14 protein-coding genes are annotated in these 22208 nt (G+C 48.2%); 2 read left to right on the forward strand and 12 right to left on the reverse strand.

The window, feature by feature from the left end; all coding sequences use genetic code 11:
* Positions 1 to 5: 5 nt before the first annotated feature.
* The 6 genes from ACN083_RS06880 to ACN083_RS06905 form a co-directional block, all read right to left on the reverse strand.
* Positions 6 to 1514 (reverse strand): lipopolysaccharide biosynthesis protein, encoded by a 1509-nt coding sequence (locus ACN083_RS06880; protein ID WP_419102095.1) that lies wholly within the window; start codon positions 1512 to 1514, stop codon positions 6 to 8.
* 2 nt (positions 1515 to 1516) lie between these two features.
* Entirely contained in the window at positions 1517 to 2815 is a 1299-nt protein-coding gene (locus ACN083_RS06885) for an O-antigen ligase family protein (RefSeq protein WP_419102096.1), read from the reverse strand.
* Between the two features lie 3 nt (positions 2816 to 2818).
* Positions 2819 to 3739 carry a glycosyltransferase family 2 protein gene (locus tag ACN083_RS06890; RefSeq protein ID WP_419102097.1) on the reverse strand — a complete coding sequence of 307 codons (921 nt, stop codon included), beginning with the start codon at positions 3737 to 3739 and terminating at the stop codon, positions 2819 to 2821.
* Positions 3740 to 3752: 13 nt separating this feature from the next.
* Positions 3753 to 4502, reverse strand: coding sequence for a CDP-alcohol phosphatidyltransferase family protein (locus tag ACN083_RS06895; protein ID WP_419102098.1), 750 nt, complete (start codon positions 4500 to 4502; stop codon positions 3753 to 3755).
* Between the two features lie 335 nt (positions 4503 to 4837).
* The gene (locus tag ACN083_RS06900) at positions 4838 to 7855 is read right to left on the reverse strand and encodes a fibrinogen-like YCDxxxxGGGW domain-containing protein (RefSeq protein WP_419102099.1); all 3018 of its coding nucleotides are present in this window, start codon (positions 7853 to 7855) and stop codon (positions 4838 to 4840) included.
* A gap of 5 nt (positions 7856 to 7860) precedes the next feature.
* Positions 7861 to 8637, reverse strand: a complete 777-nt coding sequence (locus tag ACN083_RS06905; RefSeq protein ID WP_419102100.1) for a hypothetical protein — start codon at positions 8635 to 8637, stop codon at positions 7861 to 7863.
* Positions 8638 to 9620: 983 nt separating this feature from the next.
* On the opposite strand from ACN083_RS06905, the gene mfd reads away from it, so the two are divergent.
* Positions 9621 to 13247 carry a transcription-repair coupling factor gene (gene mfd / locus ACN083_RS06910; RefSeq protein WP_419102101.1) on the forward strand — a complete coding sequence of 1209 codons (3627 nt, stop codon included), beginning with the start codon at positions 9621 to 9623 and terminating at the stop codon, positions 13245 to 13247.
* A 111-nt stretch (positions 13248 to 13358) separates the two neighbouring features.
* Here the strand turns inward: mfd and ACN083_RS06915 are convergent, their stop codons facing one another.
* The 4 genes from ACN083_RS06915 to ACN083_RS06930 all read right to left on the reverse strand — a co-directional run bounded on the left by ACN083_RS06915 (position 13359) and on the right by ACN083_RS06930 (position 17137).
* Entirely contained in the window at positions 13359 to 13643 is a 285-nt protein-coding gene (locus ACN083_RS06915; protein ID WP_419102102.1) for a hypothetical protein, read from the reverse strand.
* Positions 13644 to 13762: 119 nt separating this feature from the next.
* Complete coding sequence (gene deoC, locus ACN083_RS06920; RefSeq protein ID WP_419102103.1) at positions 13763 to 14479, reverse strand: deoxyribose-phosphate aldolase; 717 nt, start codon at positions 14477 to 14479, stop codon at positions 13763 to 13765.
* Between the two features lie 77 nt (positions 14480 to 14556).
* On the reverse strand, positions 14557 to 16275 hold the full coding sequence (locus tag ACN083_RS06925; protein WP_419102104.1) for a phospho-sugar mutase: 1719 nt from the start codon (positions 16273 to 16275) through the stop codon (positions 14557 to 14559).
* A 46-nt stretch (positions 16276 to 16321) separates the two neighbouring features.
* Positions 16322 to 17137: a purine-nucleoside phosphorylase gene (locus ACN083_RS06930; RefSeq protein WP_419102226.1), complete on the reverse strand. Its 816-nt coding sequence runs from the start codon at positions 17135 to 17137 to the stop codon at positions 16322 to 16324.
* Positions 17138 to 17267: 130 nt separating this feature from the next.
* On the opposite strand from ACN083_RS06930, the gene ACN083_RS06935 reads away from it, so the two are divergent.
* On the forward strand, positions 17268 to 18686 hold the full coding sequence (locus ACN083_RS06935) for an NAD(P)H-quinone dehydrogenase (RefSeq protein ID WP_419102105.1): 1419 nt from the start codon (positions 17268 to 17270) through the stop codon (positions 18684 to 18686).
* Positions 18687 to 18774: 88 nt separating this feature from the next.
* Here ACN083_RS06935 and ACN083_RS06940 read toward each other — a convergent pair whose 3' ends face one another.
* Together ACN083_RS06940 and ACN083_RS06945 are read right to left on the reverse strand one after the other, a co-directional pair.
* Complete coding sequence (locus ACN083_RS06940; protein ID WP_419102106.1) at positions 18775 to 20172, reverse strand: MFS transporter; 1398 nt, start codon at positions 20170 to 20172, stop codon at positions 18775 to 18777.
* Between the two features lie 137 nt (positions 20173 to 20309).
* Positions 20310 to 22091 (reverse strand): acetyl/propionyl/methylcrotonyl-CoA carboxylase subunit alpha, encoded by a 1782-nt coding sequence (locus ACN083_RS06945; RefSeq protein WP_419102227.1) that lies wholly within the window; start codon positions 22089 to 22091, stop codon positions 20310 to 20312.
* Between the last annotated feature and the right edge of the window lie 117 nt (positions 22092 to 22208).

A 22208-nucleotide genomic window follows, 5' to 3' on the forward strand; every position in this document is an offset into this window, starting at 1 on the left:
AGTTTCTAAACCTCTTTCTGAGTGGCAAAGTGTTTACCAACACGAGTTTGTTGCGGACGTTTGTTAAAAAGTTTTTCTAATCCCATAGATTTCTTGAACACTAAAATAGCTGCGCAGTAGAGCGCTATCGCTACACAGAGATACAGCAATAGAGCCCACCACGTAACTCCCATCCAAAGGACTACTATGAGAGCGATGACCGTGGGAATACCTCCGGCAATGCCCATCACCGGTAAAAGCTGTGACAAAGAACTGCGAATACCAACGAGGAAAAAGACTTCATACGAAGCAAGAAAAGTATCAACTAAAATGGCTGCCGACCATGCAACGACCGCACCGTATAAGCCCCACATCGGAACAAGAGTGAAGTTGAGCAGAAGCGACACCGCAAGCGAGGAAAGCTTATTATAAAGTTGCCAGCGGCTCTTCCCACTCATCAAAAGGACAGACTGAACTCCTCCTGCCGCGATAGCCACCATCATTGCTGGGCAAATAACCCAGAGGACACCAGCGCCAGAGGAAAAACCGTGACCAAAAATTTCTAATAAGAGAGGGCCAAAGAATGCCAAGGTGAGGTAAAAAGGCCAGCTTAAAGCAATCAGCGCGCGGGTATTCCCAAGAAAAATTTCTTGTGCACGTGGGTAATCGTTGACGGCTAAAGCCGCGCTAATAGAAGGCCCTGTCACAATACGACCAGTGTGTTCGACCATGACGCCAACACGCACCATACGATTAACCGCACCATAAATACCAGAAGCACCAACCCCAACAAAAGCTGCTACACATAGAACGTCAATCCATTCAAGGACGGACTCAACAACAGCAGAAACTCCACGGGCGGAGCTAAAACTCCAGAAAGAACGAGAGGTTTCTGCTGGTAGAGGATTCTCAACAAGTGAATCTTCTTCTGTAGGTAGCGAACCTCGCACTGCAAAAAATGCAACCACAGCAACAATGACCACAGGAATAACCCAAGAGAACGCCAATGCAAGTGCATTACCTGCTACCGTCACAACAAGGAAGACCGCAATAATGCGTAGTGTTGGAAGTAGAACATTCTGCAAGGCGGTGAAAAGAACTACCTTGCCTAGGCCTCGTAACACCCCAAAACAGATCGTCATAAAGGTTGCGCAGAGCAGAAAAGCTGCGGTAACGCTGAGCATCATTCGGTAAGACCCAGAAAGCCCAGGCATCAGCCACGCATAGCCAATCGTTAGAGAGCTAATGCTGAGACAAATTCCTATCGAAGGCATAGCTGCAAAACGAATAAGAGACTTAATCGCTGAATATCGGCCTGTCGCTTTTTGTGCTGAAACAGTGCGGACTAGACCCGTATCGGAGCCAAACACTGATAGCGATGTTCCAATCGCAAAAAGCGCCATGACCTGGAAAAAATCTCCAGCACCAGAGGTGCCTAACGTATTCGAAACAATAAGAGTTGCAACAAATGCAGCTCCAGCCCCGTACATCACAAAAACAGAGGAGATTGCTCCACTTTTTGCAAGAGAAGCCATAACTATAGACCCTCCTCATGCACAATAGAACGCATAATCAGAGCAAGGCAGAGCATCATTGCTGTCATTTGCATGATGTCAAAGCTATAGAAGATAAAAACACAGATCGCGCATACTGGAACAGAATGAATCCAAATACCCGTAGTGGAGCTAACACCCCATGTGCTTGCGATGGAATAGAGCATAAAGGCCATGAAGAGGAATAACCCGACCAAACCGAAACAGAACATGAGAGCCCACAGGTAGCCTTGGGTTCCCATTGAAACACCAATGGTGACGTTCATTCGTGATGTGCCGTAACCAACGAGAGGGGAGTCTAAAACAGCCTCCCACGTTGCCTTATAAAGAGCTGCACGGCCACCGGTTGAATCGGAATACTCTTGACGTCCTAGAATCTGAGCTAATGTTCCTGAAGCAACTAACGCAATAAGAGCGATGATGGCTGCAACCAACCCGTAGAAGGCAACTTTGAGATTTCCTTCAAGGACATGGCGGAAAATAACATAGCTGACGCATAATGCTAAGCCAATGAACATGCCACGGTTACTGGTGGCGATAGCAGGGAAAAGACCTGCCGCAACGGATAAGCTCAAAATGATTTTTGTACGCTTCTTGGTTGCCGCCGTGATTACTGCTAAAACAACGGGAGTTAAGAAGGTAAAAGCTAGACCCCAACTATTTGCATAAGGGAACGGCGCTGACGGGCGAATATAGGGTTCTGGGGCACCCCAAGGAAGCTGTACTTCTGCCAATGGTGGTTGCACATAATCACGCACAAGGGGATTATTTAAAAGAGAACCTGGCATAAGATAACTCATGGGCGTGATGAGTCGGAAGTCTGGAAAGAATAGTGCAAACCAACCCAAAATAACAACGGTGTACCATACTGTTACTAGACCGCCGAGCATACCCTGAGCCGATATTTTTTCGCGGGCATTGAAGAAGTAAACACCGTAGACGCCAACGTTAAAAATGTTGACGAATCTTAGACCCCACGCGAGGATATCGCTACCGCCGTGAAGAGAAACTGTACAAACAACACACCAGATAGTAAGAGCGAACCAAAGCCATTGAGTTTTATAGACCAGAATGTTGCCACGAATCAGCATGTACGCAACCATGATGAGGGCAAGAACGGTCGGAAGAAATTGCCAAAGACCAAGCGCCCAAATGACGGGGAAACCGTAAAGAAGTGTATAAAGAGGCCATGCCGGAAGAGGAGCGACACTTTGAGTGGAATAGGGATCTGGTTGATGTTCGAAACGTGTACCCCCACGAGTTTTAAGAAGCGTTAGAGCCATGCTTTATAGCCCCCGACCAGTTTTTTGGACAAGGTCTAGAAGAACTTGTGGTTTCACTAGACCGGTGGAAACGATGTATGCGGCCCATGCTCGAAGCTGGGTGATGTCACGTGAAAGTGTCGCTTTTGCCCAGCGCCGTGCCTGTTGAGAATTTCCTAACGCAGCATACGCAAAAGCTACCTGACCACTAATGCGTGCAAGTCCTCGAGGCTGTTGTTCAAATTCAGGGAATTTTTGTAGAAGATAGGTGAGACCGTTTACCATAGATTGCCATTTTCCGGCAAAGAATGAAGGCCTGTCCCATAAGACAAGAATAAGAGGGTCTTGCACGCTTAAAATATCGGCATGTTGGGTGGCTCTCAACAATAAATCGTAGTCTTCGCCGTAGGCGCTAGGAAGCTGTTCATCGACAAGGCCGATTTTTCCGCCGTTAAGGTCTTCTTTACGGTAGAGCATGGCTGAGGGATGAATTTCCGTGATACGCGATTGCAAGAAATCTGTAAATGTTGCTCGTTGCGGAGCTAATCGTTGTACATCTTCACCAGCGGTACGAATAGTGATGCCACTAGAGATAGCAATAGCTTGAGGGTGCTCTGCCCATAGTTGAACTTGACGGGATATTTTGTTCTTATACCAGTAATCATCATCATCGCAGAACCCAATGAGTTCTCCAGAGGCAGCTAAGATTCCGCTGTTACGACCGCCAGCTAATCCTTGTGGACGTTCGTTAGGAATGGTCTTGAGGGTTCGGTTTTGAGGAACCTGAATATCGCTGAGCGTGTCGATTTCTACATGGTCAAAGACGACGATGACTTCGATATCTCCTGGATAATCTTGCTCCATAATAGAACGTACTGCGGTGCGAAGAAGCTCAGGACGTGAACCGATAGTCGCGATAACTGCAGAGATAGTTGGAAATGACATGCTCAGACCTCTTCTATACTTCAGCTGGTGTGTTGAGAGACTGGAATTTACGTTTCATAGAAAGCGCGGTAGTGGCAAGGCTTGCGCAGAAAAGGAGTGCGTAAACAGCGATAAATGCTGGCGCCCAACCCCAGAAGATGAAAATCCAGCAGAGTGTGCCTGCATCCATATGTAAGTTAATGAACGACCTGAGTGCGCCACCGGCAGGAGGTGCTGCTGTTTTACGGTTGTTACGTAGCTGTTCGGCAAGGATTTGGCTCATAAAATGCCCAACAGTCTGTAGCGTAAACGCGATAGGAATCCACCACAAAGACCAGCCCTGTACCGGCCAGTCATCTTGCCAGCGGATGAATGAAATAAGAACGGCAAGGTGAACAGCTGGTACTCGGATGGAATCAACAACATGATCTAGCCATTCTCCGGCGGGGGAGGATGCTCCGGTGACTCGTGCAACTTGTCCGTCTGCCGAATCGAGGGCGTATCCGAGAGCGAAAAGGATACTGATGCTTAACGCCGTTCCGAAGGTGGGGGGAGCGAAAATTATGAGGATTATTCCTGTGAAGGACCAGAAAGCGCTAATTGCGGTGACTTGGTTGGGGCTGATTCCATATTTGACAGCTGCAGCTGCAAAATATCGTGCAAGGCGGCGGTTGACCCAACGAGTATAAGCGGGGACTCCGTGACCAGGTTTTTGGGCAGATTCTAACGCTGCAAGAGTCTCACGGAAACCTTGTGGAGAAGATGCTGTGTGTTGAGTAGTCAAAACGAAAAACGCCCATCAAGTCAGTGCAAACCGTTGTTCGGAATGCGTGGTGTATGCGGAGAAAAGTTCGGCTACATCTGCTAGAGCAGAAGTATTCGGTGACACTAGATAGTATCCTCAAAATCTTGAGAATACTGTGAAAAACCAAGCTAAAACAACGTTTGTGGGGCAATGTGTACCGAGAAAACATCATTTAGGTGATGAATTATCACGAAATATTTGGTCTTGTTGTGAGGTGTATTAAAGCTGAGAAAACTGGGGTGTGTTCTTTGAATGTTCAAAGAACACACCCCAGTTCGCATGAGTTGAGAGCTAAGCTCAACAGAGAGCCACGATTAACCTACACGCAAAGTTGCTGAGAGGTCGAAGGAGACTCGTGCCCACCAATTGGTAAAGCCGTGAGTTTCTACAGCAATAACATTCTTACCTTCAAGAAGGTCAGATGCAGGAATCTGAATAATGACTGGGTTATTGATTGCAGCCCAGTCAGCAGGAGCTGCAGTAGCTCGGGTCAAAGCGTCAACGTAACCAGAAGGCATATTGTAACGTTTAACCTCTTTACCGTTGACGTACACGATAGCTCCGTCATCCAAGCGCATATTGAGTTCCAAGGAGACGTAATCCGAGGGGTTCTCAATCTGAATTTCTTTGCGGGTGTACATGGAGGTTGGCTGTTTGAAGATATTTGAGTTGAGTTCAGTTCTGAGCTGAGCACTGTTCCAACCCATCGGCGCTGTAGCGTTGTACCATCCGGTAACGTCAGTGTCGATATCACGCCACGAGTTATTTGCCCAGACAGGGTCAAGAAGAACGTTCCAGCGTTCGCCACGGTTGATAAGAACCTTATCTGTCACAGGAGCAACAGGGTCTACAGGCTCTGGCTTCTCAGGGTCTACAGGCTCTGGCTTCTCAGGGTCAACTGGCTCTGGCTTCTCAGGGTCAACTGGCTCTGGCTTCTCAGGGTCAACTGGCTCTGGCTTCTCAGGGTCAACTGGCTCTGGCTTCTCAGGGTCAACCGCGCCATTGCCGAGTCCTGCAAGTGCAACTGGGGTTGAGGCTGAATAGTTTCCAGCTGCGTCAACAGAACGCACGAAGTAGCGAGCGTTATCAGCATGTTCTACTTCGTAGGTAGTAACGCCGAGACCAACAGTTGCGATCACTCGGTCATCGCGAAGAATCTGGTACGTGGTTTTTCCGTTAGTCTTGCTATCCCAGGTGAGGATATCTTGACCGTTGCGGGTGGTAACAGAGAGGTTTGCTGGGGTTGCTGGAGGAGTTACATCACGGGGTGCGTAGCGAGCGAAACCAACAGTTTGCTGAACGCCGGAAGCACCTGCGCTTCGGTTGATGTCGCCTCCGACCCACAGAACGCCTGTGGAGTCTACAAAAGATTCCCAGATGCCGTATCCGCTAGCACCGCTAATGATGGGGTTGAATTCAGGAAGGACAGCTCCTGTGTTTGCGTCAAAAGCGTTAACAAGACGCTGCATGTGGATGTTCTTTGACTCATCCCATGGGCTGTCATGAGTCTGTGCGCCTTCATAAATCCAGTCTCCACAGTGGCATGATGCATAGATGACGTTGCCACTCTTGTAAAGGTCTTGGAAATCACCACCTGATTTGGTGATAGCAGCAGTGCGACGCGATAAATCGCTCTTGTTATATTGTGAAACAAGATGTTCTGCGCCACCGGCCCATACTGAGTCATTGGCGTCCTGCACATCGAATTGGAAACCTGCATTTTTACGGCTTCCTTTAGTGTAGGACAGACGCCAGTTCCAGTCTTGTTTACGGGTACCGTTGACGTAATCAATAGCTGCAAGTTTCCAGGTACGTTCTGAACCGAGGGTTGAGAAGTAACCTGCTGCGTAGACTGCAGAGTTATCGTCAGCAGCGCTAATACCGTTAACAGTGCCGTTAAAGTTGGGGCGCCACTTCCAATCAACTGCACCAGTCTCGAGATTGAAACGTGCAGCACTACGTGAGTAAGCATAAGCAGAAGAACCAGAGCCCTTAACATGGGTAAAGATACCGCCGATGTAGAGGTAACCATTCTTTGCTTGAATAGTTTTGACGGTGGTTACGCCGGAGGACAGGCGGTTTTGAATATGCCAGTCGTAGGTGCGATCAATTTTGCCAGTAACGGGGTTGAGAATGACAAAACCGTCAACTTTTTCTCCGTTTACTTCAGTGAACTCTCCGCCAACAGCTAAGGTGCCGTTAGGTAAAGCCTCAAGAGCTTTAACCTGACCGTTGAGCTTAGGTACGAAGGAACGTACTAGTTCAGCAGTTTTAACGTTGTAACCGGCGATGAAGGGCTGGTTGACTGTCTCGCCACGCGCACTGACAACATTTTTGAAGTCGCCACCAGTGAATACAGTGTCACCGACCTGTGTGATGGCCTGAACATAAGTGTTCATCTCGGAGTCATTACCGGTACCAGTTGCTTCTGAAGTGCGCCACTTCATGGCAGAGGAGTAGCTATTAGGTAGCTCTCTCTTCTCAGAAGCTGCTGCACCAGTATCAGGAATAGATGGAAGGTTCAAATCAGCTTGGGTGAGCTTCGGGCGGAGATAAACCTGAGTGAATGGTACTGCGTAGGACCCATTGGGTGACCATAGGTAGGAGTTAGGGCTGGTGTTTCCATACACGCGAGGACCAAACTGGAATCCGAGTTTCCAGTTGAAGTCTTTAGAGGTGCTGAAACGAAGGACATTGTATCGGGTGTTAAAAGTTCCGATACGTCCTAGAGAGTGATAGTAGAACCGGTTCCAATCGGTCCAAGAGGGGTTATCAAATTTGATATTTTCCCAGTTTGCGGTTGCTTGGAGCGCCCAAGTCCAGTTTTTAGCTTGAGCTCGTTGAGCAGTAAGCTCCTGCCATTTGGTTCCTTCAGTGTTGGTGCTACGACGGAATCGTACGCCATCTGAGAGGTCACTAGGGGCCTGTCCGTTAAGCAGTGCGTCAATGGTGAGTGAGGGAAGCTGAACGGGGGAGAAGGCGTCAGTGCCGTCAGGGTTTGTCGCTAGCTGTTGGGGGTCTCCTTGTCCAGCGTATTGCTCTGTCCATCCTTCACGTCCTCGCCCGATGAGGACCCATCCGCCACCATTGGTTTCTTGGTCGCAGTAGAACTGTTCTGGAGCATCCATCTCTGGGGTATAAAGCCAGTATGTTCCGGAACGTGAACGGGAGTTATTTTGTTTGATTTCGTAGCACGATGCTGCTGCCTTGTCGCTGGATGAGCCATCTTTAGTGTTCTCCGCCTGTGCCGAGGTGGTAGGTAAGAACGATAGCCCAAGAGCTACGGTTGCGACAGAAGCTAAAAGTGCTTGGGATAGTGTTTTCTTCTTCATAGCCTTTAGCAATCTGGGTTGTTAGGGAAATCGTGAGATGCGATTTTCCACTGACCGTTATCTTGTATCAAAGTGAAAATGTTGAGTGATCGTTCAGGTGCTGAGGTGTTGTTAATGACGTCACCTGCAGCGTTTTTGACCTTAACTTGTGAGGAGTCAAGGCATACCTGAAGTATTTTTGCTGGCTGGTCGTTGTATGTACCGTCAGCTATTTTGGGAGTGCCGACGACCTTTGCTGTGCCTTCTTGAGTCCATTGATTATTTGCGAACTCTTCGGCTGCGGCAATAAAGCTTTCAGCGGCGCTTCCTGTTGCAACAGAGGTAATTTTCTCTTCAGTGGCTTGGTCGAGAGTTACTGTTGTTGCTGGTGCGCTGTCTTCTCCGCTTCGTGCAGAATCTTCTTCTGCTGGTTCAGTTGGTGCGACTGTCCCAATGTTTGAGAGCACGTTTTGGTAGGAGGTGTAGAGCTTTTCTGTCTCGGCAACGTGTTCTTCTGAAGGTTGCACTTCTTTAGAGTTCTGAAGTGACTCTGCTCCAGCATAGTTTTCTTCTAGCTTTTGCTCAGGCTCCTTATGTTTTTGCTCTGTACTCGCCGGCTGTTGTGTTGAACGTGCTGAGGCGTCTTGGTGAGCTAGAGTTGTGGGATTCTGAGATGTGGATGCAGCAGCAGAGCTGTCTGTTGACGTCTCGTGTTGCTTTTGTGATGATGACTCGCTTTTTGAGTCTGGCTGTTCACTAGAGCATCCGGTGAGTAGAAGGAGGGGAACGAGTGACGCTCCCATAAGCTGCTTAGATATTAGTCTAGGCAGAGGTGTTTTATGTGCTCGATGCATTAAAGCCTCTAAAAGGGTAGACAGCATAGGTTTTCTTAGTGCGTGCACTAAGTGGCGTGGTTTTTTGCGAGTGATGCGAGTGTTTGCTGAGGGGTCTGCAAACTTTTTTTATTCTATAGAGTGAACTCGGGAAAAATTGGAATTATTTTGTACCCATAAATGTACCTGTGCAATGTGTAAAGGTTGAAAAATCCTTTACGTAGTTCAAAAATATCACCAGTGTTCAAAAATGAACAATATATAGTAGACACTATGTGGCTAATATGAAATAAAAAGACGCTCAAGGGTATAGGTGTTGGATATTTTTTCGTGAGGAAGATAATAGCTAAAAGGTAGGTTTTTACCAAACAAAAAATACGAATCGTGTCTTACGTAAGTCCCTCGATAAAGATCCCCATAAAACCCCTCGGAGACCTCACCTCAATAGTAAGAAGAAGAGCCGGCAGTCTATTTCAACAGCTCAAGAACAGCTAAAACGCCTTAGAAACCACGCCTTTATCGATGCAACACATCAAGAATCCCCTCTAACAACAGGGGAGCCCATGCGTCCTGCTCTGAGCTCTCAAAACCTCAACAACAGGAAGCATTACCAATGAGTAACCTAGAAAATCTCATTCTGCCTAAACACCACGGCGCATAGCGTCTCCCAGTAGGAATAAAATATCCCGTGGAAGACACAACACAAGACTTTTCAATAAAAAAGCACGTCATACCAAGAAAATAAATACACAATAAAAAATAACAATAAAAATAATTAGTAATACAACCCAAAGAAAAAATATTATCCATGCCCCATATACAAAATATATCTGAGCACGTCACCGCTCAGTTACGAGAAAAATAACACCTAAAATCACCCCTGCAACAGCGGTCCTCCTATGCGATAATAATAAACAGCTTAAATCCACACTAAACAGCAGAAAGAAGCTCCAATGAGCCTCACGGGACTCACCCTACTTCTTGAAACAGAACCAACTTTCGCGCGTATCGGAGAATACGCGGCACAAAACCCCGAAAAACGAACCTCAGAACTGGCCATCGGTACCGTTGACGGCGCACGCCCCCCACTCATCGCACACATCGCAACCAACCTCCAAAAAACAACTCCTCAAGCAACCACCCTCGTTATCACCGCAACAGAACGAGAAGCCGAAGACACACGCCTAGCCCTAGAATCCTTCCTCGCGCCAGAAAAGATTGCTCTTTTCCCCGCATGGGAAACGCTCCCTCACGAAAGACTCTCACCTCGAAGCGACACCGTCGGAGAGAGACTCAGCCTCCTACGAAAACTTAAGACAACAACACCTCAAGTCATCGTTGCCCCCATCCGATCCATCATCCAACCCATCGTCGATGGGCTCGAAAAAATGGAGCCAGTTACCCTCCGCTGCGGAGAAGAACAAAACTTCGACGACGTCATCAAAGCCCTACAAAATGCTGCCTACTCACGCGTAGACCTCGTCTCCAAACGAGGAGAATACGCCGTACGCGGTGGAATGATAGACCTCTTCTCACCCACCGCAGAACACCCCGCCCGTATAGAATTCTTCGGCGACGAAATCGAAAACATCCGATGGTTCTCCGTCGCAGACCAAAGAACCATCACCTCAAAAGAACACCCCCAAACACTCTACGCACCACCATGCCGAGAACTACTCATCACCCCCGAGGTGATGAGCAAAGCCGCAAAGCTACAAAAAGACTTCCCCGGTGCACGAACCATGCTCGAAAAAATTGCGGGAGGAATCTACGTTGAAGGCATGGAATCGCTCACCCCACTGCTCGTCGAAAAAATGACCACCTTCATAGAAGTCCTACCAGCACACTCCATTGCAATCCTCCTCGAACCAGAAAAAATACGCACACGAGCCAGAGACCTAGTCGCTACCAACGACGAATTTCTCCACGCAGCATGGGACAGCGCCGCAGAATCCAACGACAACCACACCGACAAAGCACCCCTAGACGTTGGACAATATCGAGAAGATTTTAACGAAGGATCATTCCAAAGCCTGCAACAAGTGCGCCAACACGCACACGAAAACCACTGCTCCTGGTGGTCCATGACCGCACTAGGTATCGACGACGCCATCGAAAACGACGTCGACTCCGTCACCTTCAACGCCAGAGAACCACACTCCTACGCCGGCAAAGTTGAAGAACTCCTCAAAGAACTTCAACAAAAAGTACGAGAAGGATGGCGTCTCGTCGCCGTCACCGCCGGTAACGGGCCTCTGAACCGTCTAATAGAAGTACTCCACCAAGCTGATATTCCCGCTGCACGCATCGACAGCTTAGAAAACATCCCCGAACCCGGAATCGTTGAGCTAACCACCGCCCAAACAGGGAAAGGATTCATGCTCGACGACGCCAAAATTGGTTTCCTCACGGAAGCTGATATTCTCGGACGAACAAGCAACTACATCATCTCCCGTAGCGGAAACACTAAACTACCCACCAGACGCCGAAAAAATGCTGTAGACCCGCTTGCCCTCAAAACCGGAGACTACGTCGTTCACGAACAACACGGTATTGGGCAATTTATCGAAATGATACAGCGCCCCATCACCGGAACACCCCACAACGCACAACACAAAGCCTCCAAAGAATACCTTGTCCTCGAATACGCCCCATCCAAGAGGGGAGGCCCCAAAGACAGACTCTTCGTTCCCGCTGATCAACTCGACCAAGTCTCTCACTACGTCGGTTCAGAAGCACCAACATTATCTAAAATGGGAGGCTCTGACTGGGCAAAAACCAAAAGTCGCGCACGAAAAGCTGTTAAAGAAATCGCCGCAGACCTCATCAAACTATATTCTGCACGACAAGCCTCAAAAGGACATGCCTTCAGCCCCGATACCCCATGGCAACGTGAACTCGAAGAAGCCTTCCCCTACAATGAGACACCAGACCAACTCTCTGCCATCAACGACGTCAAAGCAGATATGGAACGCGACATCCCTATGGATCGTCTCATCTGCGGAGACGTCGGATACGGAAAAACAGAAATCGCCGTTCGTGCAGCATTCAAAGCAGTACAAGACGGAAAACAAGTGGCAGTACTCGTCCCCACCACACTCCTAGCACAACAACACTACGAAACATTCTCACAACGATTCTCTGGATTCCCCGTACGTATCCGTGTCCTCTCCCGATTCCAAAAAACAAAAGAAACTAAAGAAGCCTTAGAAGAAATTTCGCAAGGTACCGCTGATATCATCATCGGAACACACCGACTATTTTCACAAAACGTTGAGTTCAAAGACCTTGGACTCATCATCATCGACGAAGAACAACGTTTCGGTGTAGAACACAAAGAAAAACTCAAACAACTTAGAACAGACGTTGACGTCTTAGCCATGTCAGCAACGCCGATTCCTCGAACCCTAGAAATGTCACTTACCGGTATTCGAGAGACTTCCACCCTAGCCACAGCACCAGAAGAACGACACCCCGTTCTTACCTATGTGGGCGCTCGCACCAACCAACAAATCACGGCAGCTATTCGTCGTGAAATTATGCGAGAAGGACAAGTTTTCTTCGTACACAATAGGGTTTCTACTATCGAATCCGTGGCACGAGAACTACAAGAACTTGTTCCCGACGCACGTATCGCTATAGCTCACGGTCGTATGAGTGAAAGCAGACTAGAACAAATTATTGTTGATTTCTGGGAACGAAAATTTGACGTACTCGTTTGTACTACTATCGTCGAAACCGGTCTAGATATCTCCAATGCGAATACCCTGATCGTTGATCAAGCGCAAAACTATGGGCTCTCTCAGCTACACCAGCTACGTGGACGAGTCGGTAGAGGACGCGAACGAGCATACGCTTACTTCTTGTATCCTCCAGAAAAGCTCCTTGGAACGGTAGCGCTAGAACGTCTTAAAGCCGTGGCTACACATAACGAGCTTGGTTCTGGTATGCAACTAGCGATGAAAGATCTCGAACTTCGAGGTGCAGGAAACCTTCTGGGCGGAGAACAATCTGGACATATCGCAGGAGTCGGGTTCGATTTATATCTTCGTTTGGTTGGCGAAGCTATTTCTCAATTCCGTTCTCAAGGTGAAGAAGAAAAGAGCCTTGAAGTCAAAGTTGATATTCCAGTCAACGCACATTTCCCTCACGAATATATTTCTTCTGAGCGTTTGCGCCTTGCCGGATATCGGCAAATTGCGCAAGCTGAAAGCGAAGATGAGCTCAACGACATCCGAGAAGAACTTAAAGACCGTTATGGTGATCTTCCTGAGCCAGTAGAAAATCTTCTTTTGGTGGCGTCATTGCGTATTTATGCTCGTTCTTTGGGCGTTCAAGAAATTATGGTGATGGGAACAAAAGTTCGTTTCTACCCGGTCGATGATCTTCCAGAATCTCGTCATATGCGCTTAGGACGTATGTACCCTGAAGCGACCTACCGGAAGATTCCAGAGAGTGCACATTCCCAGATTCTTCTTCCACGGCCTAAGACTGCACGTATTGGTGGTCAAGACCTCAGTGACCGTCCATTGATTGAGTGGGTGCAGAACTTCTTGAAAGTCATTATCGATCCACAATAAGGCATATCCTGCAGGGTATAACACTTCAAACAAAAAGCGGTGGGGGCATAAGAAAAATTCTTATGACCCCACCGCTTTGTTGAGGAGCAATTGTAGACTCCTCCACAAAAATTAGAGCTGGGTTAAATCAGTGCTACTAGTACGCTGCGCGGTGTTCGTTTTCGACGGTAAAACATGGAAAACAACACCCCAGATGCTACCAAGAATCAGGGTTCCTAATGCAAACCAGAATGAGCCACCATCAGGGAACGTATTTAAGCACCATAGGCCGGACAAAAAGATGACAAAGAAGACCAAGAAGATACTGATATTTTCAAGGTGATGCCCTTGACCAGAGAACTGTGGGCCAGATTGTCCACTAGATTCTTTATGGTAGTCGTGCTGGTAGTGTGACATAGAAAAACGTCTTTCTCAATGCAGAAGCGAACGATATGTATAAGGAGTTAAACCTCAGTATAGATGGTGTAGAAAACTTATGCACATTGTGTGCCTAAGTTTTCTACACCTCTTAAAGATTAATAAGAGCTCTCAACTACATCTGCCGCACCAATAATAGCAATACCTTGAGATGCCCCAATACGAGTAGCACCGGCATCAATCATGGCAAGAGCCTGCTCACGTGTACGAATACCGCCAGAGGCTTTAACTCCCATCTCGGCACCAACTGTTTGTCGCATCAATGCGATGTCCTCAACCGTTGCACCTGCTGAAGAGAAACCAGTGGAAGTCTTCACAAAATCAGCGCCAGCTTCGATGGCAGCTTCACACGCAAGGATTTTCTGCTCATCATTGAGCTCAGACGTCTCAATAATGACCTTAACAATTGCATCACCGGCATGAGCTGCCTGAACCACAGCATGAATATCCTCGACTAAAGCCTGACGATTCCCGCTCAGAGCATGAGCAATATTAATGACCATATCAACTTCACGTGCACCGGCTGCTACAGCTGTCTGCGTTTCAAAAGCCTTTACCTCTGGGGCAGATGCGCCTAGAGGGAATCCAACCACAACGCAAGGAACCGCCGAGGAACCGGCTAACTCCTCGGAGAGGACGCTAGCCCATACAGGGTTTGCGCATACTGATGCGAAACCGTATTCACGAGCTTGTGCGCAGAGTAAACGAACCTGTTCTTCTGTTGCAGAAGAAGCAAGAATCGTGTGATCAATCATCTGTGCTAGCTCATCAGGACTTAACTGAGCTGCTGAGCTACCAGCGGTAGGTGTATTCATCTAAATATTCTCCATGACCGTAAAATATGGGGCACACCACTGCAAGAGGACAATGCGAAACCCAAAAATAAATAATTCTAGACGCCTAAAGCAATCTTCATCGTATGCGCAATACGTTCTAGACGCTCTTGCGCCTGCTGACGCGCTACCACGAGCGCACCATCTTCTTCAGAGACAGGAACAATAACCTCAACATAGCATTTGAGCTTAGGCTCTGTACCCGATGGGCGAACAATAACTCGTGAATTGTCTTCACTCAAGAACAATAAACCGTCGGTAGGAGGAAGACCTTCGTACCCTTCTGCTAAGTCAGCATGAGCGTTCACGGGAGAATCTCCCAAAGCGCTAGGAGCCGTGGTGCGTAAAGCACTCATCATCTGGCCGATACGGCTAAGGTCTTCAACACGAATTGAAATCTGATCGGTAGCGTATACGCCGTGTTCTTGGGCGATGCGGTCAAGAACCTCAATCAAGGAAGAACCTTGTTCTTTGAGACGGTGTGCATAGCGAGCCACAACAAGTGCTGCTGAGATACCGTCTTTATCTTTGACTAATTCTGGGGCAACGCTATAGCCGATAGCTTCCTCATAACCATAGCTAAGGCCCTCAATGCGAGCAATCCACTTGAAGCCGGTGAGGGTCTGATAATGACGGACTCCGTAAGATTGAGCAATTGCGCTTAGCTGACGAGAAGACACAATCGAGTTCGCAAACGTAGCGTTCGTAGTGCCTTCTGGTGTTTTAGCGAGTTTCTCAACCATCGCCACACCCAAAAGTGAGCCAACCTCATCTCCGCGAAGCTGACGCCAAGCATTTTGGTGGGGGTCGTACACCGCGAAAGCTGCACGGTCTGCGTCTGGGTCATTGGCAATAATAAGATCAGCGTCTTTCTGCTGAGCTAAAGCAAAAGCCAAATCTAAAGCGCCTGGTTCTTCGGGGTTGGGGAAAGACACCGTTGGGAAATCAGGATCAGGAACAAATTGTTCTTGCACAGGAAATACTTCACTAAAACCTGCGTCGTTGAGGACGGAAAGAACGGTCTGCCCGCCGACACCGTGCATTGCTGTATATACGATACGTAAATCGCTAGGCTCTGAAGGTTCTATGCCAGCGATTGTTTCAACGTACTCTGAGGCGATGTTCTGATCGAGAACTTCCCAACCTTGTTCTGCTAAAACAATTTCTTCATCAACGATGTGAGCAATTGCTTCAGCAATATCTGCATCATAGGGAGGCACAATCTGTGCGCCACGGCCGTGCTCAGCAACAGCTTGACCGCCAAGATATACCTTATAACCGTTATCTTCAGGTGGGTTATGAGAAGCGGTGACCATGACACCAACCTCAGCATTAAACTTACGGCAAGCCCACGCCAACACCGGTGTTGGTAACGCCGTAGGCATGAGCAGTGTGCGGATACCAGCGGCAGTAAAAATTGCGGCGGTCTCTTCAGCAAAAATATCCGAATTATAACGTGCGTCATAGCCAACAACAGCGGTGATGCCAGACCACTTCTCGTGAGTTGAACGCCCGCTCACATATGCGGCAAGACCAGCTGCAGCACGGCGTACAACAACACGATTCATACGCATTGGACCAGCACCTAAAGCAGCTCTTAACCCGGCAGTACCAAACTGCAAAGTGCCACTAAACCGCTCAGCAAGATCTGCGGTAGCTTGAGTATCACCATCACGGGCCTGTGATAGTAGTGTTTCAAGCTCTTTACGTGTTGCAGCATCGGGGTCAATGCTAAGCCAACGTTCAGCTTGAACTAATACGTCAGAGGACTGAGCCATCTAAAAAATCCTTAGAAAAATGAGTACGGAATCAGGTGGATAAGAATTAAATTTTTGCAATGATATCGGCAAGCAAACGCGAAATACGAGGCCCGGCATCAATACCAGCTTGAATCACTTCTTCATGGTTCAACGCAGTTTCTTGGATACCAGCAGCCATATTCGTCACCAATGAAATACCGCAGACTTCTAGGCCTTCAGCGCGAGCAGCAATAGCTTCTAAGGCTGTCGACATACCTACCAAGTCAGCTCCCATGGTGCGCATCATACGAATCTCTGCAGGGGTCTCATAATGAGGGCCGGGCGCTTGATAATAAACACCTTCTTGTAAGGACGGATCAATATCTTGTGCGATAGCACGAATACGAGGAGAATACAGGTCGGTTAAATCAACAAAGTGAGCGCCCGATAGGGGAGAGGTTGCCGTAGCGTTAATGTGGTCGCTGATAAGAACTGGCATACCCGCTGAATATGATGGGTTGAGACCGCCACAACCATTTGTCAGAATCATTGTCTTGACACCGGCAGCTGCTGCACACCGTACGCCATGAACAACAGCGTCTACACCACGACCTTCGTAATAGTGCGTTCTAGCGCCGATAACAAGAGCACGCTGGCCAGAAGGTGTCAAAATAGAAGAAATTGTTCCAGCATGCCCTGCAACACCAGAAGCGTGAAAACCGGGAAGCTCTGCTGCTGAGATAGTGTGCGTTGTTTCTCCAATGAGGTCAGCAGCTGCACCCCAACCAGAACCAAGGGTAAGCGCAATATCATGTTGAGCAACTCCGGTCAGCTCACTGATGCGAGTAGCGCTTTGTTGTGCAAGGACGTGTGCAGGGTGCTCTGGCGAAGAAGTAGGCAGAGTCGACGTTAAAGTACTTTTCTCATGTATCACAATGCTAACCTATCAAAATTGCATTCAAAGGTGGGAAAAGTGCGCGAAAAAGGCGTAAGAGTTTGAACGAAATTATCTTCTCCATCACAATAGAAGGGTGACTCATACAACAGATTACGCATCACGCACTATTATCATTCTCGGCGGAGGCCCCGGCGGGTACGAAGCCGCACTTGTAGCGTCCTCCCTCGGCGCGCAGGTAACACTCATCGAACGACAAGGATTTGGCGGCTCCGCCGTACTCACCGATGTCGTTCCCTCAAAAACCCTGATTGCCTCAGCCGATATTATGGCATCCCTTGACGAAACAGCAGACCTCGGAATCTGCTTTTCTGAAGGGAAAACAACAGGAAAACCCTACGTCGACCTCAAAACTGTCAACGAACGACTCCTACATCTAGCACAACAACAATCAGCAGATATTAAACGCTCATTAGAACGTGCTGGCGTCACTATCATTGAAGGCACAGGAAAACTTAAAGACCAATACACTGTAGAAGTCCGTGAAAGTAACGGGCTAAGCTACGAATTACGAGCAGAGTTTATCCTCCTTGCTGTTGGAACCCACCCGCGAGAACTGCCAACAGCAAAACCAGACGGAGAACGCATCCTCAACTGGACGCAACTATACTCGCTCAAAGAACTCCCCGAAGAGCTAATTGTCGTCGGCTCAGGAGTCACCGGCGCGGAATTTGCTTCTGCCTACAACCGTCTCGGCTCACATGTCACCCTCATCTCTTCTCGAGACCGCGTACTACCTGGAGAGGACGAAGACGCAGCAGAAGTCCTCGAAAACGTTTTTGACCGCAGAGGGGTCAAAGTTATCCCACGTTCACGAGCGCAAGCCGTCAATTATTCAGAGGACAGAACAAAAGTAATCGTCTCTCTAGCAGACGGACGAAAAGTTCAAGGAACACATTGCCTCATCGCCGTTGGGTCTATCCCTAATACCGAAGACTTGGGGTTAGAGAAAGCAGGGGTTAAAACCCGTCAAAGTGGACATATCATCGTCGACAAAGTATCACGTACTAACATCTCTAGTATCTACGCGGCAGGCGATTGTACAGGAGTTTACCCGTTAGCTTCTGTTGCTGCGATGCAAGGGCGAATCGCTATGGCACATATGATGGGTGACGTCGTCAAACCGTTGCGTACTCACCAAGTTGCAGCAAATATTTTCACCTCACCAGAGATTGCCACGGTTGGTATCACCGAAAAAGAAATTGCTCAAGGAACATATCGTGCAGATACGATTATGCTGTCTCTTTCGACAAACCCGCGAGCAAAGATGATGGCGGTCAAAGACGGCTTCATTAAAATTTTCTCACGCCAACATTCTGGAACAGTTCTCGGCGGCGTCGTGGTCGGACCTCGTGCCTCTGAACTAATTTTTCCTCTAGCGTTGGCTGTCGATAAAAAATTGCACGTTGATGATCTTGCAGAGACTTTCACCGTATACCCCTCGCTAACAGGATCTATCTCAGAAGCTGCTCGAAAACTTCATAAAGCCCTCTAACCTTCAACGGATTGAGAACACATAAGGTGTGGGGTGTTACCAACTGATTGGTAACACCCCACACCTTTATAACTGGCAGTTTACGATACTACCGCCCAATAGTATGCAAATCACGGTTCTTTGTTTCACCTGTAAGGGCAATGAAGAGCACAGAAAGTAAAGCTGCGCCACTAAGATACATACCCACGTAGCCAACACCGCCGATAGAGTTCAAATAGACTGCCACAAAAGGAGTCAGCGCTGCACCAAGAATAGATGCTGCGTTGTACGCAATACCAGAACCGGTGTAACGTACGTGGGTTGCGAACAACTCCGGAAGGTAGGCAGACATGGAACCAAAAGATAGACCCATCAGCGCCATACCCACTGACATGTAGGCCGTCAACAAAACGATGTTTGCGTTTTCACCAGTTCCGATAGTTGTGGGGGAGATGAAGAAAGAGAACGTCAAACCGTAAAGAGACATGAGCAAAGTGGTGATGAGCTGTTGCTGTTTACGCCCAGCAATATCTGCCCACCATCCTGATACTGGAATAAAGATAATGAAGAAAATGATGGATACGAGCTGGACCATGAGGAAATTATGATAGGAGATGCCTAACCCGCCCTTTTCAACCTTGCCGATTCCGTAAGAGAGAATCCACGCCGTCATAAGGTAGAACAAAACGTAGCAGGCAATCATGATGAACGTTCCTTGAATCATTGGTAACCATGCAGTTTTGAGAGCTTCAACCAGAGGTGCTTTAACACGTTCATCTTTTTTCAACGCCTGAGCAAAAACAGGGGTCTCTTCGAGCTTGAAACGAACATAGAGTCCGATGAAAACCATCACGAGAGAGGCTAGGAAAGGAATACGCCAACCCCACATCATGAAAGTATGAGACATATTGGAAGAATCAGCGGTGGAATCAAAAGACATGAGAGTGGTGAGGAAGAGGACAAAACCGTTAGCCAAGATAAACCCGAATGGTGCTCCCAACTGTGGCCACATGGCAGCGCGTGCACGTTTGCCTTCTTCTGCATATTCGGTAGCAAGCAAAGCAGCACCAGACCATTCACCGCCTAGGCCAAGACCTTGAGTGAATCTCAAAATGGTGAGCATTGCTGGTGCCCACAAACCAATTTGGTGGTAGGTGGGGAGCAACCCGATAAGGAACGTTGCGATACCCATGGTCAATAACGCCCCAACGAGGGTGGCCTTGCGTCCGATACGGTCACCAAAATGTCCGAAAATAATAGAACCAATGGGGCGTGCTACGAATGCTGCACCAAATGTTGCCATGGACGCTAAGAGCTTTGCAGTGTCATCGACACCGATAAAGAATAAAGCGGGGAAGACTGCTACAGCAGCGGTTGCGTAGATGTAGAAGTCGTAGAACTCGATGGTAGTTCCAATCAATGAAGCAAGAATAACTCGACTTCGTGGAACCGGCGTTTTGTGCTGCGTTGGTGCACTGGGTGTATCGGGTGTGGTTCGTGTAGCCACGGGTACCTCTCTTGGAAAGAATCAGACATCATTGGTCTAATACTTTAGGACGTGAGAGGATATAAAACCCCGTTCATCTCATTATATGAAATATTGTGTCTGGTGTGAAACATCATCAGCCAAACACCACCACACAACTACTTAATCGTAGCTATCGTCGCACCAGCTGAAACCGTATCACCGGCCTTAAGCTTCAAACCACTAATCTTCCCCGAACGATGAGCCGTAATCGGCTGTTCCATCTTCATCGCTTCCAAAACAACAACAAGATCCCCCTCAGAAACCTTATCCCCGTCCTTAAGAGCAACCTTGACAATAGTGCCTTGCATCGGCGAAGTTAACTCATGAGAATTAACTGCCGCAGTACGAGAGCCCCCACGTTCTTTACGCTTCTTGACCGTTGGCGCAGGCTTAGCAACCGAACCCAAAGACTGAGGAAGAACAACCTCAAGACGCTTACCATTGACCTCAACCACCACATGATGACGCTGTTCGCTCTGCTCATCTACAGAACCAGCCGCCCCATCATAAGGAGCAATCGTGTTATTAAACTCCGTCTCAATCCAGCGTGTATGCACACTAAAAGGAGAATCACCCTCAGGCGCAAATGCTGGGTCGGAAACCACCGCACGATGAAAATTCGTTACAGTCGGCATACCCTCAACTACCAGTTGAGATAACGCACGACGAGAACGCTCTAACGCCTGCTGACGCGTCGCCCCCGTAACAATGAGCTTGGCAAGCATCGAATCAAAAGAACCGCCAATTACATCGCCCTCAACAACGCCAGAATCCCAACGAACACCAGGACCAGTAGGAATCACAAGCTTCTCAACAGTACCGGGAGAGGGCATAAAAGAACGACCCGCATCTTCACCATTAATACGGAACTCAAACGAATGCCCATGCAAAACAGGGTCAGAATATCCAAGCTCCTCACCGCGAGCAATACGGAACTGCTCTCGAACAAGGTCAATACCAGAAACCTCCTCAGAGACAGGATGCTCCACCTGCAAACGAGTATTAACCTCCAAAAAGGAAATCGTCCCATCCACACCAATCAAGAACTCACACGTACCCGCACCCTGATAACCAGCCTCCTGCAAAATTGCGCGAGAAGAATCATAAAGACGCTGCTGCTGCTGTGCCGAAAGAAACGGAGCTGGAGCTTCCTCCACCAATTTTTGGTTACGACGCTGCAAAGAACAATCTCGTGTAGACACCACCACAACATTGCCATGGGCATCAGCTAAACACTGCGTCTCAACGTGACGTGGCGAATCCAAAAAACGCTCAATGAAACACTCCCCACGACCAAAAGCAGCCGTTGCCTCACGTACAGCAGACTCATAAAGTTCAGCAATCTTTTCACGCTGACGAACCACTTTAATACCGCGCCCACCACCGCCAAAAGCAGCTTTAATCGCTAGAGGAAGACCGAACTCATCAGCAAAATTCTCTACCTCAGCCACAGAAGATACAGGATCTTTAGTGCCAGGAACCTGAGGGGCACCAACCTTATCGGCAATATGACGGGCCGCAACCTTATCACCTAACAAGGTAATTGACTCAGGTGAAGGCCCAATCCATGTCAAACCCGCATCAATGACACGCTGAGCAAACTCAGCATTCTCCGACAAAAAACCATAACCGGGGTGAACCGCGTCAGCACCAGAACGCTCCGCAACACTGAGAATCTTATCCATGACCAGATAAGAATCTGAGGCAGTGCTACCACCTAAAGAATAAGACTCCGTCGCTAACTTAACATGCAACGCATCACGATCAGAATCAGCATAGACCGCAACGGTGCTGATACCCTCATCTTCAGCAGCACGAATAACACGAACCGCAATCTCACCACGATTCGCCACTAAAACCTTAGAAACAGAACCTGTGTGACGACCTGGTACGCTCACAAACTGCCCACGTAGACGTTCGGTGTTTTTGCTCAATGAAAAAGCTCCTTGCCACCCCAAAGAGGTTAGCTACATTCTTCTGCGACAAGCACAAATAAAGATTATGGTTGAGAAAAG

It is taken from the genome of Rothia sp. CCM 9418 (genome assembly GCF_048512825.1).
In the GTDB taxonomy this organism is placed as follows: Bacteria; Actinomycetota; Actinomycetes; order Actinomycetales; family Micrococcaceae; genus Rothia.

Bases quoted from the DNA above. Each gene is read 5' to 3' on its own strand.
- ACN083_RS06880 (WP_419102095.1), bottom strand. From the start codon at position 1,514: ATGGCTTCTCTTGCAAAAAGTGGAGCAATCTCCTCTGTTTTTGTGATG.
- ACN083_RS06885 (WP_419102096.1), bottom strand. From the start codon at position 2,815: ATGGCTCTAACGCTTCTTAAAACTCGTGGGGGTACACGTTTCGAACAT.
- ACN083_RS06890 (WP_419102097.1), bottom strand. From the start codon at position 3,739: ATGTCATTTCCAACTATCTCTGCAGTTATCGCGACTATCGGTTCACGT.
- ACN083_RS06900 (WP_419102099.1), bottom strand. From the start codon at position 7,855: ATGAAGAAGAAAACACTATCCCAAGCACTTTTAGCTTCTGTCGCAACC.
- ACN083_RS06905 (WP_419102100.1), bottom strand. From the start codon at position 8,637: ATGGGAGCGTCACTCGTTCCCCTCCTTCTACTCACCGGATGCTCTAGT.
- mfd (WP_419102101.1), top strand. From the start codon at position 9,621: ATGAGCCTCACGGGACTCACCCTACTTCTTGAAACAGAACCAACTTTC.
- ACN083_RS06915 (WP_419102102.1), bottom strand. From the start codon at position 13,643: ATGTCACACTACCAGCACGACTACCATAAAGAATCTAGTGGACAATCT.
- deoC (WP_419102103.1), bottom strand. From the start codon at position 14,479: ATGAATACACCTACCGCTGGTAGCTCAGCAGCTCAGTTAAGTCCTGAT.
- ACN083_RS06925 (WP_419102104.1), bottom strand. From the start codon at position 16,275: ATGGCTCAGTCCTCTGACGTATTAGTTCAAGCTGAACGTTGGCTTAGC.